This window comes from Streptomyces sp. NBC_00859 (genome assembly GCF_045161865.1).
GTDB lineage: Bacteria > Actinomycetota > Actinomycetes > Streptomycetales > Streptomycetaceae > Streptomyces.
Genome location: NZ_CP108826.1, coordinates 4998563 through 5011393, shown reverse-complemented (window position 1 = coordinate 5011393; position 12831 = coordinate 4998563). Strand labels below are relative to the sequence as shown.

Below are 12831 nucleotides of genomic sequence, written 5' to 3'. Positions count from 1 at the left end.
GTACGCGAGTCTGGGCCCCGGATCACAGCCGGGCGATGTCCGTCCGTGGCATCTTCGGCGCGCGTCGCTGCGGCACCCGGCCCGCCAGCAGGATCAGCCGGACCGCACGGTGGCGCTGGCCCGCGTACGGTTCCAGGAGTTCCAGCATCCCGTCGTCGTCCACGCCCCGGCGCCCGGTCAGCGCGTAGCCGATGATTCCCGGCAGATGCAGGTCGCCCACCGTGACGGCGTCCGGCGCCCCGATGGCGCGCTGGATCGTCTCCGCCGACGTCCAGGGGCCGACACCGGGGATCAGCTCCAGCCGGCGGGCGGCGTCCGCGGGCGCCATCGCCGCCGCCTCCTCCAGGCGGCGGGCCACCCGTACCGCGCGCAGGATCGTCGATGCGCGCTTGTTGTCGACGCCCGCGCGGTGCCACTCCCACGACGGGATCAGCGACCAGCCGCGCGGATCAGGCATGACGTACATGTGCTCGGGCGCAGGGCCGGGCGCGGGCGTGCCGGACGTACGGAGCAGCCGGCGCCAGCCGCGGTACGCCTCGTCGGCCGTGACCTTCTGCTCCAGGACCGAGGGGATCAGCGACTCCAGCACCAGATTAGTGCGGCAGAGCCTGAGGTGGGGGCGGCGGCGGTGCATGTCGGCGACCAGCCGGTGGCGCGGTACGAATTCCGAGGGGTCGTCCAGCTCACCCAGCAGGGCCGGGACCCCGGCGAGCAGCCAGTCCGCTCCGGGGCCCCAGGCCTCCGCGCCGTCCGGTGTGATCCGGAGCGTGCCCGGCCCCTGCGGTGTACGGCTGGCCCGCCACACCGCCCCGTCCGGCGTCGCCCGGTACGTGGGGTCCCACGGGCCACGGCGGAGCACCCCGAGGACCAGGGAGAGGTCGACGGGGGCGCCCCTCGCGATGAAACGTCCTGCCACGCCGTAGAGGCTACTGGTCCGACGAGAAACGCACGGAACCGTCCGGCAGCACGGCCCCGCACCAGATCCGTATCCCGGCGCGCAGCTCGTTGTCCGCGCCCACCCGCGCGCCGTCGCCGATCACCGCGCCGGTCAGGACCGAGCGGGCCCCGATCCGGGCGCCGGCCCCGATCAGCGAGTCGGTGATCACCGCGCCCGCCTCGACGACGGCGTTGTCGAGGACGGTGCTGCCGTCGATCCTGGCGCCCTCGCCGACGACGGCTCCCGCTCCGATCACTGTGCCGCCCGTCACCTTGGCGTCGGGAGCCACATCGGCGCTGTCCAGGATCAGCCGGTCGCCGCAGCGGCCCGGGACCGCCGGCGACGGGGCGTGGCCGAGAACGAGGTCGGCCGAGCCGCGCACGAAGGCCTGCGGGGTCCCCAGGTCGAGCCAGTAGGTCGAGTCGACCATGCCCTGAAGGTGGGCGCCCGAGCCGAGCAGGCCGGGGAAGGTCTCCCGTTCCACCGAGACGGGGCGCCCCGCGGGGATGGTGTCGATGACCGAACGCGTGAAGACGTACGCGCCCGCGTTGATCTGGTCGGTGACGATCTCCTCGGGAGTCTGCGGCTTCTCCAGGAAGGCGGTCACCCGGCCGGAGGCGTCCGTGGGGACGAGGCCGAAGGCGCGTGGGTCGTCCACCCGCGTCAGATGGAGCGAGACATCGGCGCCGGAGGTCTCGTGGGTGGTGACGAGCGCCTCGATGTCGAGGCCGGTGAGGATGTCCCCGTTGAAGATGAGGACGGGGTCACCGGGCCCCGAGCTCAGGCGGTCCGCCACGTTGCGGATGGCTCCGCCCGTGCCCAGGGGCTCTTCCTCGGTGACGTACTCCAGATGCAGGCCCAGGTCGGACCCGTCGCCGAAGTACGGTTCGAAGACCTCCGCTAGGTACGACGTGGCGAGCACGATGTGGTCGACCCCGGCGGCCCGCGCGCGGACGAGCTGGTGGGTGAGGAAGGGGACTCCCGCCGCCGGGACCATGGGTTTGGGGGTGTTGACCGTGAGCGGCCGCAGCCGCGTGCCCTTGCCGCCGACCAGGAGAATCGCTTCTGTCACCTTGACGTCTCTGCTTCCTGCTGTGGCGGTCCTGCAACGGGCTGGCCAGTGTATGCAGAAGGTGAGGCGCGGGTGCGGGCAGGCCGTACGGGAGCCGGCGGGTGCTCAGCGGCCCTGGATCCGGGCGGCCTCGCTGCGGATCGTGCCGAGCTTGGCATAGAGGCGGGCCCCCGGGCACTCGGTGGCGAAACCGTCGCGGTGTCCGGAGATCCGGTTCAGCGTCACCCGGGTGCCCTTCTCGTAGCGGTTGCCCCCGTCGGAGACCAGGGTGGTCTTCCCCGCCGGATCGGCGCCGGTCAGCCCGAGCTTCCAGGCGGTGAAGCGGGAGAGCGCGGTGATGACGGCGGCGGGCGGGTCGGACTTCGAGAAGGTGCCGAGCACGGCGACACCCGTGCTGTCGGCGTTGAAGCCGAGGGTGTGGGCGCCCTGGACCGGCTTGGTCACCCCGCCCGCGCGGCCCTCGTAGAGGGTGCCGCACTTGTCGATGACGAAGTTGTAGCCGATGTCCCGCCAGCCGAGGCTCTTCACGTGGTAGCGGTACATGCTGCGCAGGAGCGAGGGGGACTGCGCGCACGTGTAGTTGTTGCCCGTCGCGGTGTGGTGGACGAAGGCGGCCTTCACGGTCTTCGTGTAGAGGAAGTCCGACTCGCGGACGCTCTCGTCGGCTCCCCAGCCCTTGCGGGTGACGATGCGCGGCTGGGGCGCGACGAAGGGGCTGGCCTTCGCTCCCGTGGACTTCTCCAGTTCGGCCGCGGTGGCTTCCTTGCTGAGGGCGGGCAGTTCGGTGGGGTCCGGCTGGGCCCCTGACTGGGGGCCTGAGGTGGCGTGGTCGGCCGCGGTGGGGTCGGCCGCCGTCGGATCAGCCGCCGTGGGGTCAGCCGCCGTGGGGTCGGCCGCCGTCGGATCGGCAGCCGTCGGATCGGCCGCCGTCGGGTCAGCCGCCGTCGGATCGGCCGCCGTCGGATCGGCCGGCTGCGGGTCCGGGCCGGGGTCGACGAGGTCCAGCCGGAGCCCCTTGGGGAGCGGGGTGGCCGCGGCGCGGTCGGAACCGGCGGGCGCCTTGGAGCGGACGCGGACCTGGACACCGTCCGAGTTGCCCACCCAGAGCGGTGCGGTGGAGCCGCGCACGGCCGACGACGCGGCCTCCGCCGTGCCGGGATCGGCCGCGTGGTCGTCGTTGTCGGTCTCGACGGCCTGCCAGCCGGTCCAGACTTTCGAGCCCACCGGGCGGGTCCGCACCTGGACGGTGCCGTCGAGGTGGGCCTTCTTGTCGTTCCAGACCACACCTACCAGCGAGAAGGGCTTGACCTTCTGCCTGGACAGCACGGCCGACGAGGTGGTGTCCGTGGACCGGTCGGCGGCCGGGGTGAGCCGCAGCGACTGGGTGGAGCCGGGGAACGGTGTGGCCGGGGACCCGACCCCCGGCGTCGCCGCCCCGGCCGGCGCGGCCATCGGGAGAGCGAGCGCGGCGGCGCAGGCCACGGCGATCGAAGTGGAGAGCAGGGAGGCAGTCATAGGTGCACGCATAGTTACGATTTGGACATACCCCCCTATCGCTGTCCACCAGAACCTGACGGGGTATCGGCCGCCCGTGCGACCACCCGGCCGGGGCATCCGCCGCGACAGCGGCCCCCCGCCGGGCCCCGCGACGTACGCTGCGCACATGACTGCCAGCGACCGCACCCCCGCCGACCTGCTGCGATCCGCACTCGCCCAGGAACCCGCACGCCCCCTCGTCACGTTCTACGACGACGCGACCGGCGAGCGGGTCGAACTTTCCGTGGCGACGTTCGCCAATTGGGTGGCCAAGACCGCGAATCTGCTCCAGGGCGAGCTGTCGGCGGAGCCGGGCGACAGGCTCGCGCTGCTGCTCCCCGCGCACTGGCAGAGCGCGGTCTGGCTGCTCGCCTGTTCGTCCGTCGGCGTGGTCGCCGATGTCGGCGGCGACGCCTCCCGGGCCGACCTGGTGGTCAGCGGACCGGACACGCTGGAGGAGGCGCGGGCCTGCAGCGGCGAGCGGGTGGCGCTGGCGCTGCGCCCGCTCGGCGGCCGCTTCCCGCAGCCGCCCGCCGGATTCGCCGACTACGCGGTCGAGGTCCCCGGCCAGGGTGACCAGTTCGTGCCGTACGCCCCCGTCGACCCACACGCGGCGGCGCTCGCGGTCGCCGGTACCGAGCTGTCGGGGACGCAAGTGGTGGAGCGGGCCTTGCACGACGCGGCGGGTGTCGGGCTCGCCCCCGGCGCGCGGCTGCTGTCGGGGCAGGCGTACGACAGCTGGGACGGCCTCTCGAACGGGCTGTACGCCCCGCTCGCCGCGGGCGCCTCCGTGGTGCTCTGCCGCAACCTCGGCCGGCTGGCCGACGGCGGCCTCGAAAAGCGCGTGGAGAGCGAGCGAGTCACCCACTCCGTCGCGCACTGACCCGGACACCCGTCTGGCCCACCCCTGGACGAGCCCCCGGGAACACACACCGTCCGCGGTACATGATCAGGAGAGAGCACAACCAAGCGCGCGGTTCAGTCGTCTATCCGTTCGATCGGCGGCCCAGCGCGTCGCCGACTCCGTGAAGGATGGACGCAGACGTGAGCGACAGTGCCGGCACGCCCGACGACGAGCCGCAGAACGACGCCCCCGACACGGACCCGTCGAATGCCGCTCCCGAGCCCCCGGCCCGGCGCAAACGGCACTGGGTGCGCTGGACCGCGCTCGGGGTCTCGCTCGTCGTCCTCGTCGCCGCGGGTGTCGGCTGGTGGTTCTACAACAAGCTCGACCACAACATCAAGACGGACAACACCGCGACCGCCGAGCTCCGGACGTACGAGAAGGAACGGCCCACACCCGTCGCGGTCAACGCCGAGAACATCCTGCTCATCGGGTCCGACTCGCGCTCGGGCGACAACAAGAAGTACGGCAGGGACGAGGGGTCGCAGCGATCCGACACCACGATCCTGCTGCACCTCGCCGCGGACAGGAAGAGCGCGACAGCGGTCTCACTGCCGCGCGACCTGATGTCGCACGTACCGAGCTGCATCAAGGCGGACAAGAAGCGCACGAAGAAACAATTCGTGCAGTTCAACTGGGCGTACGAGTTCGGCGGGACAGCCTGCACCGTCCGCACCGTGGAGAACATGACCGGGATCCGGATCAGCCACTACATGGTGGTCGACTTCAACGGGTTCAAGGGCATGGTCGACGCGGTCGACGGCGTCGAGGTATGCCTCAAGAAGCCGGTCGACGACAAGGACGCGCATCTCAAGCTGCCCGCGGGCCGCCAGACGCTCAACGGGGAACAGGCGCTCGGATACGTACGCGTCCGGCACTCCATCGGCAACGGCAGCGACACCGAACGCATGCGGCGACAGCAGGAGTTCCTCGGCTCGCTGGTCAAGAAGGTGCAGAGCAACGGCGTACTGCTGAACCCGACGCGGCTCTATCCGGTTCTGGACGCGGCCACCAAGTCGCTGACCACGGACCCCGGCCTGGACACCCTCAAGGACCTGTACGACCTGACGCGCCGGATGCGCGACATCCCCACCGACAAGATCCAGTTCCTCACGGTGCCGCGCGAGCCGTACGTCAACAACCGCAACCGCGACCAACTCGTCCAGCCGGACGCCGACAGGCTCTTCAAGCGGCTGCGTGACGACGACCCGGTCACCGTGACGAAGGGCGGCAAGGGCGCACCGGGGGCGGAGAGCACCGGAGGCACTTCGGGCACCGGCGGGAAGGGCAAGCCGTCGCCCTCTCCGCAGGAGACTTTCCCGGGGACGAACGCGGCTGCCGCGGCCTGCGGGTAAAACAATTCTCAAACCGGTAACCGCAGGACATGTGGATTGGGTGGTATGCCCAGTTGTAAGCAGCAAGGAATCCGTCCCGCCCGTCGCTGGACATTGATCCGGGCAGATAGTGTGACGCGATCCGGTGCATACGGCCATGCGGTCGTGCACTGAACGACGAAAGACCGAGCGCCCGGGGGGAGGGCGCCTCGCGTGGCACCGACGGAGGACACAGGAAACCGTGGACGCGCATAGCCGTGGGCGGGCGGAAGATATGGACCCCGCAGACCAGTGGGTGCTCAACCCGGAAACCGGCAATTACGAACTGCGACTGAACCCCTCCGGACCGCAATCACGGGACAGATCGCCGTCGGATTCCGATTCCGATTCCAGCCGCACACGGCGCATGGACTCGGTGCCCCCGCAGGCCTCCCGCAGGCGTTCGCAGCCGCAGACCCCGAGCCGCGATGTGCCCGGCCAGCGCAGCCGCCGGGCGCCGGGCAGCGGTCCGGAAAACCTCCGCGGCGCACCGCAGACGGCGCCGGGCCGCCGTAAGCGCAAGCAGCAGAAGTCGCGCAGGAAGAAAGCGCTGCTGTGGACCGGCGGCGTGACCGCCTTCGTCCTCGTCGCCGGCTCCACCGGGGCGTACCTGCTGTACCAGCACTTCAACGCCAACATCAACAAGATCGATGTGGTCGGCGGCACCTCGGGCTCCACCAAGAACCGGGCCGTCAACATCCTGCTGATCGGCACGGACAAGCGGACCGGCAAGGGCAACGAGGGGTACGGCGACAAGGGGAGCGTCGGCCACGCCGACACGAACATCCTCTTCCACGTCTCCAAGGACCGGACGAACGCGACCGCGCTCTCCATCCCGCGCGACCTGATCACCGACATCCCGGACTGCCAGATCAAGCAGCCCGACGGGTCGACGAAGACGATCCCCGGCACCCCGCAGGTCCGCTTCAACACCAGCCTGGGCCAGGACTCCCGCGACCCCGGCTGCACGATGAAGACGGTGAAGGCCATAACGGGCCTGACGGTCGATCACTTCATGATGGCCGACTTCAACGCCATCAAGACGCTGAGCAGCGCGGTCGGCGGTGTCGACGTCTGTGTGGCGCACCCCGTGGACGACAAGGAGTCCCACCTCAAGCTCCCGGCGGGCAAGTCCAAGGTCGAGGGCGAGCAGGCGCTGGCCTTCGTCAGGACCCGGCACAGCTTCGGCAACCAGGGCGACCTGGACCGGATCAAGGTGCAGCAGCAGTTCCTGGCCTCGCTGATACGCAAGATGACTTCGGGCGACACACTCAGCAGCCCCACGAAGCTCTACAGCCTGGCGAACTCGGCGACGAAGGCGCTCACCGTCGACAGCGGCATCGGGAGCATCGACCACCTCAAGAGCCTCGCGATGGACCTGAAGTCGGTGAACCCGAAGAACGTCACCTTCACCACGCTGCCGGTCCTCGACAACCCCGCGGAGAAGGTCCACGCCACCGTCGTCGTGAACCACGCCCAGGCGGACCCGCTGTTCTCGATGATGCGCGACGACGTCTCCCTCACCGAGGTCAAGAAGAAGAAGAGCGAGGCAGCGAGCAAGCAGGCGGCGCTCCTCAAGGGCAAGCAGGCCAACGCGTCCGACGTGCGGGTCAAGGTGCTCAACGGCGGGGCCGTGGCGGGCTCGGCGCAGACCACGCTGACCTGGCTGCAGAACACCGAGGGCGTACTGAAGTCGGAGAACGGCGGCAACTACAAGCCCGATCTGGCCAAGACGACCCTCACGTACGCGCCCAACCAGGCCGATCAGGCCCGCAAGCTCGCGGACCTCATGGGGCTGCCCGCGTCAGCGCTGAAGCCCGGCACGAAGGACTCCGTGGGCCTCACTCCGATGACACTCGTCCTCGGTGCCGACTTCAAGGCTGCAGGCACACCGATCACCGCTCCGGCAAAGGCGCCGGCGGACATCCAGAAGGTGGAAGCCGACAAGACCGTGTGCTCCAAGTGACGCCAGGTCACCGGGGAATACGCATACCTGAGTAGCAGGGGGGACCTGGTGGGACAGAGAAGTACGCGGGGGGAGGGTACGCGACCTCGGGATTCACGCGCGGGCCAACTCGGCTGGGACGACAGCCTGTACGAGGCGGGGGCCACAGTTCCGGCCCCCGCCGGCGCGCCGGGCGGTGGCGGGAACCGCAGACAGCACACGTCGCGGCGGCGCGCCCCGCGCGGGAAACGCCGAATACTCCGCTGGGTGGCGGGGACCGTGGCGCTGCTGGTCATCGGCACCGCGGGCGCGGGATATCTCTACTACCGCCACCTGAACGGCAATCTGCAGAAGAGCGCCCTCAACCTCGGCGACCACCGGGCCCCGAAGTCGAAGGCCAACGCGGCGGGCCAGATCCCGCTGAACATCCTGCTCATCGGCTCGGACGCACGGGACTCCAAGGAGAACCAGAAGCTCGGCGGCGCCAAGGACACCTTCGGCTCCCCTCCCCTGGCGGATGTGCAGATGCTGCTGCACGTCTCGGCCGACCGCACCAACATGTCGGTCGTCAGCCTGCCGCGCGACACCGTGCTGAAGATCCCCAAGTGCACGGACGAGAACGGCAAGACCTACCCGGCGACGGGCTGGACCCTGGCCAACGAGTCGCTCGGCCGCGGCGGCGCCGGCTGCACCGTCGCCACGTGGGAATCCCTCACCGGCATCCACATCGACCACTTCATGAGGATCGATTTCTCCGGTGTGGTCTCCATGGCCGACGCGATCGGCGGGGTGCCGGTCTGTGTGGACGCCAATGTGTACTCGCACACCCGTGACGGCCACGGCTCGGGGCTCAAGCTCAAGAAGGGCACCACGTCGGTCAAGGGGCAGCAGGCGCTCCAGTGGCTGCGGACGCGGTACGGGTTCTGGCCGGACACCGACGTCGTACGGACCAAGGCCCAGCACGAGTACATGAATTCCATGGTCCGCCAGCTGCGCAAGGGCACCAAGCTCACCGACCCCGGCAAGCTCATGGACCTCGCAGAGGCGGCCACCAACGCGCTCAAGGTCGACAGCGGGATCCGCGACATCAAGAAGCTGTACGACCTCGCCGGGGAGCTCCAGAAGGTCCCCACGTCGCGGATCACCATGACGACCATGCCGAATGTGAACTCCGTACGGCCCGGGTTCGGGGAGAAGGTCGATCCGAAGCCGGGTGACGCGGACAAGCTGTTCGCCATGGTCAGGAACGACACCCCGCTGGACGGCAAGGGCGTGAAGAAGAAGCCCGCCGAGAAGGTCTCCGACGACCCGGCGGCGCCCAAGGCCGACATCGGTGTCACCGTGCGGAACGGCACGGGCGGCGACGGCGGGCTGCCGTCGAAGGGCCGGGCCGGCGAGGTCGCCGCGCTGCTGACCGGGCAGGGCTTCGCACACGCCATGGCCGATCAGACGCTGGACCCGCAGAAGACGACCGAGGTGCTCTTCCCCAGCGCCGATCTCGAGGGCGACGCCCAGTCGGTGGCGAAGTCCATGGGTGTGCCGCTGAAGTCCGTGAAGAAGTCCACCCAGGTCAGCGCCGTCACGGTGGTCGTGGGAAGCGACTGGCGCACGGGCACGGCGTACCCCAAGTCCACGGCTGACGACGGGAAGACGCCGGACTCCGCCAACGCACTGCACGGGGACGACAAGTCGGCGTGCATGAACGTCGACAAGGCGTACACCTGGACCACGTAGGTTCACGCACGGCACACGGAGAAGGGCCGGACCCGGTCGCCTCACGGCAGCCGGGTCCGGCCCTTCCACGAACCTCAGACGGCGGTGCGGACCGCCGGGCGCCGGCTGGCGATGACCTTGCGGGCCAGCGCGCGCGGGCTGGTCAGGAAGCCGAAGCCCCAGCACATGTGCATGGTGGCCAGGGCCACCGGGATCTGCATCCGGGCCTTCGCCGACAGCCCCTTGCCGGCCGGCAGCGACCCCGCCACGATGGCCGCGGCGTAACCGGCCGGAACCAGGAAGGCCCACGGGGTGACGGCGGCGCCGACCACGATGCCGGCCGCTATCGCGCAGACCGCGGTCGGCGGAGCGAGGTAGCGCAGGTTGATCGAGCCCTCGTGGTAGCGGGCGACGACGTGGCGCCAGCGGCCGTAGTCCTTGTACTGCTTGGCGAGCGCCCGGACGGAGGGGCGGGGGCGGTACTGGACGCGCAGCTCGGGCGAGAACCAGATCAGGCCGCCGGCCTCGCGGATCCGGAAGTTCAGCTCCCAGTCCTGGGCGCGGATGAACTCCTCGTTGTACCCGCCCTGCCGCTCCAGCGCCTCACGCCGGAAGACACCCAGGTAGACGGTCTCGGCGGGGGCCGCCTTGCCGCCGGTGTGGAACGCCGCGTTGCCGACACCGATCTTGGAGGTCATCGCGGCGGCGACCGCGTCCTCCCAGGCGTTCTCGCCCTCGGCGTGCATGATCCCGCCGACGTTCATCGCGCCGGTCTCCTCGAGGAGGCGGACCGCGGTGGCGATGTAGTTCGGCGAGAGCATGCCGTGCCCGTCGACCCGCACCACGACGGGGTGGCTGGACGCCTTGATGGCGGCGTTGAGCGCCGCGGGCGTACGGCCGGTGGGGTTGGCGACGGTGTGGACCCGGGGGTCCTCCCGCACGAGTTCGGCGGCGATCTCCTCGGTGCGGTCCGACGAGGGACCGATGGCGATCACCACCTCCATCTCGCCGTCGTACTCCTGCTCCAGGATGTGGCGGACCGAGTTGCGCAGGTGCCGCTCCTCATTGAGGACCGGCATGATCACGGAAACGGCGGGCGTGGCGTGCGTGGCGTCCATAGGACGGTCACGTTACCGCGAACGGGGGACGCCGGGCGCGGCGGCCGGGTGGCGTACCCGGGATGTTGATCACAGCGGCCTACCGTGGTCGCTTCGCCCAAGTCGCTCACGGAGGTGTCCCAGTTTCCCCCGTGCCCCCGCCGCCCCGCCGCAGAAGGCCGCCACCCCGTCCGCCCAAACCCCGCTGGGGTATGCGTATCACCACCACCGTGTCCGTCCTGGTGCTGGGCGCCGGTGGAATCGGTCACGCGCTCCTCGGCGAGCTGGACGGCATCGGCCGCGTCGATCCGTTCAAGGACATGAAGAACCGTCCGGCACCCGGCCGCGGCATGAACGTGCTCCTCGTCGGTACCGACGGCCGCGACAAGATCACACCGGCGGAGAAGAAGAAGTACCACCTGGGCGGCGCCCCCTGTCACTGCACCGACACCGTCATGCTCGTTCACGTCTCGGCGGACCGTTCGCGGGTGAGCGTCGTGAGTCTGCCGCGGGACAGTTACGCGGTCGTGCCCGCGCGCACCGATCCCGCCACCAGGAAGCGCTTCAGCGCCCACCCGGTGCGGCTCAACGCGGCGTACGCCCAGGGCGGCCCCCAGCTCACGGTGCAGACCGTGGAGAACATGACCGGTGTGCAGATCAACCACTACCTGGAAGTCGACTTCACGAGCTTCATGAAGACGGTGGACGTGCTCGGCGGGGTCGACATCTGCACCGCGCGCCCGCTGAAGGACTCCTACACCGGGCTCGACCTGCCGGTGGGGACCAGCAAGCTCAACGGCGGGCAGGCACTCCAGTACGTACGCTCCCGGCACCTCGACGCGGCGTCCGACCTGGGACGGATGCAGCGCCAGCAGCGGTTCATGGCGTCGCTCATCTCCAAGGCGACCAGCAGCGGTGTCCTGCTGAACCCGGTCAAGTTCCGCGACGTCGCGTCCACGGTCTTCAGCGCCGTCCGCGCGGACAAGGGCTTCGGGCCGGACGAGATGCTCTCCCTGGGACAGGCGATGCGGGGATTCACCCCGGCGTCGTCGGAGTTCACCTCCGTGCCCCTCGGGCAGATGAACTACCAGGTCAAGGGCATCGGCTCGACGGTGAAATGGGACCCGGCGAAGGCCGGGAAGCTCTTCAGGGCGATCCGCGAGGACGTACCGATCGCGGAGCACCGGTTGTCCGCGACGCAGGCCGCGAAGGTCGACGTGCCCCCGAACCAGATCCGGGTGCAGGTCGCCAACGGCACATCGACCACTGGTCTGGCAGCCCGCGCGGACAAGGGCCTGCGCGCCACCGGCTTCCTCTCGGCGGTGGCCCCCGACGTCCTCGGCCGGCCGGTGGCCACGAACACGGCGCGCACGGTCATCGAGTACGACCCTCGCTGGAACCGGTCGGTGCGTTCGCTGGCCGCGGCGCTGCCGCACGCGGAGCTGCGGTCGGTGGCGGGGCTCGGCTCCACGCTGAAGGTGACGCTCGGCCGGGACTTCAAGAAGGTGACACCGGTACGGGCGGACGAGCCCGATCCGGGCAAGTTCGCCGCGGTCACGGGCGACCAGGTCGTCTGCAAGTAGGCCGGCCCGGTCCGGTCCGCCGGGTGCTTCCCGGCGCCTCCGCGCAGGCCTCAGGCGCTCAGTCGTCGATGCCGTCGGCGATGCGCTGCTCCCTGAGCTCCTTGATCGCGCGACGCCTGGCCAGCCGGTGGGTGCGCCGGATCTGCGCCTCCTGGTAGCGGCGGTTGTCGCGCTCGCTCCCGGGGATCACCGGCGGTACGACGCGGGGCTTGCCGTCCGCGTCGACCGCGGCGAAGACGAGGTACGCGCTGCCGACCTGCTGGGCCGGTGACGACTCGTTCCACCGCTCGGCCAGGACCCGCACGCCGACCTCCATGGAGGACCGGCCCGTCCAGTTCACCTGGGCCTTCACATGCACCAGGTCACCGACGCGGACCGGCTCCAGGAAGACCATCTCGTCCATCGACGCGGTGACCGCGGGCCCGCCGGAGTGCCGGCCCGCCACGGCGCCCGCCGCGTCGTCCACCAGTTTCATGATCACGCCACCGTGCACCGTACCGAGGAGATTGGTGTCGTTGCCCGTCATGATGTGACTCAGGGTGGTACGAGAGGCCGAGGTGGGCTTGCCCGGAAGATCTGTCATACGTGCCAGCTTATGCGGGGCGCGCGCGCCGGCACTTTGCATCAGCTCTGCAACAGCACTGCCCCGATTCCATACCCGCCCTGTGATA

Annotated in this window: 10 protein-coding genes; 5 read left to right on the top strand and 5 right to left on the bottom strand. The window is 70.2% G+C overall.

Translation table 11 applies throughout. The features are described 5' to 3' along the window. Positions 1-22 precede the first annotated feature (22 nt). The 3 genes from OG584_RS21930 to OG584_RS21920 all read right to left on the bottom strand — a co-directional run bounded on the left by OG584_RS21930 (position 23) and on the right by OG584_RS21920 (position 3524). Positions 23-916, bottom strand: a complete 894-nt coding sequence (locus tag OG584_RS21930) for a DNA-3-methyladenine glycosylase family protein (protein ID WP_405780253.1) — start codon at positions 914-916, stop codon at positions 23-25. Between the two features lie 10 nt (positions 917-926). Continuing rightward, complete coding sequence (locus OG584_RS21925; RefSeq protein ID WP_405780252.1) at positions 927-2009, bottom strand: sugar phosphate nucleotidyltransferase; 1083 nt, start codon at positions 2007-2009, stop codon at positions 927-929. Positions 2010-2114: 105 nt separating this feature from the next. Next, the gene (locus tag OG584_RS21920; protein WP_405780251.1) at positions 2115-3524 is read right to left on the bottom strand and encodes an N-acetylmuramoyl-L-alanine amidase; all 1410 of its coding nucleotides are present in this window, start codon (positions 3522-3524) and stop codon (positions 2115-2117) included. A 148-nt stretch (positions 3525-3672) separates the two neighbouring features. Here OG584_RS21920 and OG584_RS21915 point away from each other — a divergent pair, with 148 nt between their 5' ends. From OG584_RS21915 to OG584_RS21900, 4 genes are all read left to right on the top strand, one after another. Continuing rightward, complete coding sequence (locus OG584_RS21915; RefSeq protein WP_405780249.1) at positions 3673-4428, top strand: TIGR03089 family protein; 756 nt, start codon at positions 3673-3675, stop codon at positions 4426-4428. Positions 4429-4577: 149 nt separating this feature from the next. Then, a complete protein-coding gene (locus OG584_RS21910; protein ID WP_405780248.1) occupies positions 4578-5804 on the top strand; it encodes an LCP family protein in 1227 nt (408 codons plus the stop codon). A 220-nt stretch (positions 5805-6024) separates the two neighbouring features. Continuing rightward, positions 6025-7788 (top strand): LCP family protein, encoded by a 1764-nt coding sequence (locus OG584_RS21905; RefSeq protein ID WP_405780246.1) that lies wholly within the window; start codon positions 6025-6027, stop codon positions 7786-7788. A gap of 48 nt (positions 7789-7836) precedes the next feature. Then, positions 7837-9501 carry an LCP family protein gene (locus OG584_RS21900; protein ID WP_405780244.1) on the top strand — a complete coding sequence of 555 codons (1665 nt, stop codon included), beginning with the start codon at positions 7837-7839 and terminating at the stop codon, positions 9499-9501. Between the two features lie 74 nt (positions 9502-9575). Here the strand turns inward: OG584_RS21900 and OG584_RS21895 are convergent, their stop codons facing one another. Next, the gene (locus OG584_RS21895; protein WP_405780242.1) at positions 9576-10598 is read right to left on the bottom strand and encodes a glycosyltransferase family 2 protein; all 1023 of its coding nucleotides are present in this window, start codon (positions 10596-10598) and stop codon (positions 9576-9578) included. A 191-nt stretch (positions 10599-10789) separates the two neighbouring features. On the opposite strand from OG584_RS21895, the gene OG584_RS21890 reads away from it, so the two are divergent. Then, the gene (locus OG584_RS21890; protein WP_405780241.1) at positions 10790-12160 is read left to right on the top strand and encodes an LCP family protein; all 1371 of its coding nucleotides are present in this window, start codon (positions 10790-10792) and stop codon (positions 12158-12160) included. A gap of 58 nt (positions 12161-12218) precedes the next feature. Here the strand turns inward: OG584_RS21890 and OG584_RS21885 are convergent, their stop codons facing one another. Continuing rightward, the gene (locus OG584_RS21885; protein WP_405780239.1) at positions 12219-12785 is read right to left on the bottom strand and encodes an acyl-CoA thioesterase; all 567 of its coding nucleotides are present in this window, start codon (positions 12783-12785) and stop codon (positions 12219-12221) included. Positions 12786-12831 lie beyond the last annotated feature (46 nt).

What these genes read in the sequence shown, in the direction of transcription:
- OG584_RS21910 (WP_405780248.1), top strand. Translation starts at nt 4,578, where the DNA reads ATGGACGCAGACGTGAGCGACAGTGCCGGCACGCCCGACGACGAGCCG.
- OG584_RS21890 (WP_405780241.1), top strand. Translation starts at nt 10,790, where the DNA reads ATGCGTATCACCACCACCGTGTCCGTCCTGGTGCTGGGCGCCGGTGGA.
- OG584_RS21915 (WP_405780249.1), top strand. Translation starts at nt 3,673, where the DNA reads ATGACTGCCAGCGACCGCACCCCCGCCGACCTGCTGCGATCCGCACTC.
- OG584_RS21920 (WP_405780251.1), bottom strand. Translation starts at nt 3,524, where the DNA reads ATGACTGCCTCCCTGCTCTCCACTTCGATCGCCGTGGCCTGCGCCGCC.
- OG584_RS21895 (WP_405780242.1), bottom strand. Translation starts at nt 10,598, where the DNA reads ATGGACGCCACGCACGCCACGCCCGCCGTTTCCGTGATCATGCCGGTC.
- OG584_RS21885 (WP_405780239.1), bottom strand. Translation starts at nt 12,785, where the DNA reads ATGCAAAGTGCCGGCGCGCGCGCCCCGCATAAGCTGGCACGTATGACA.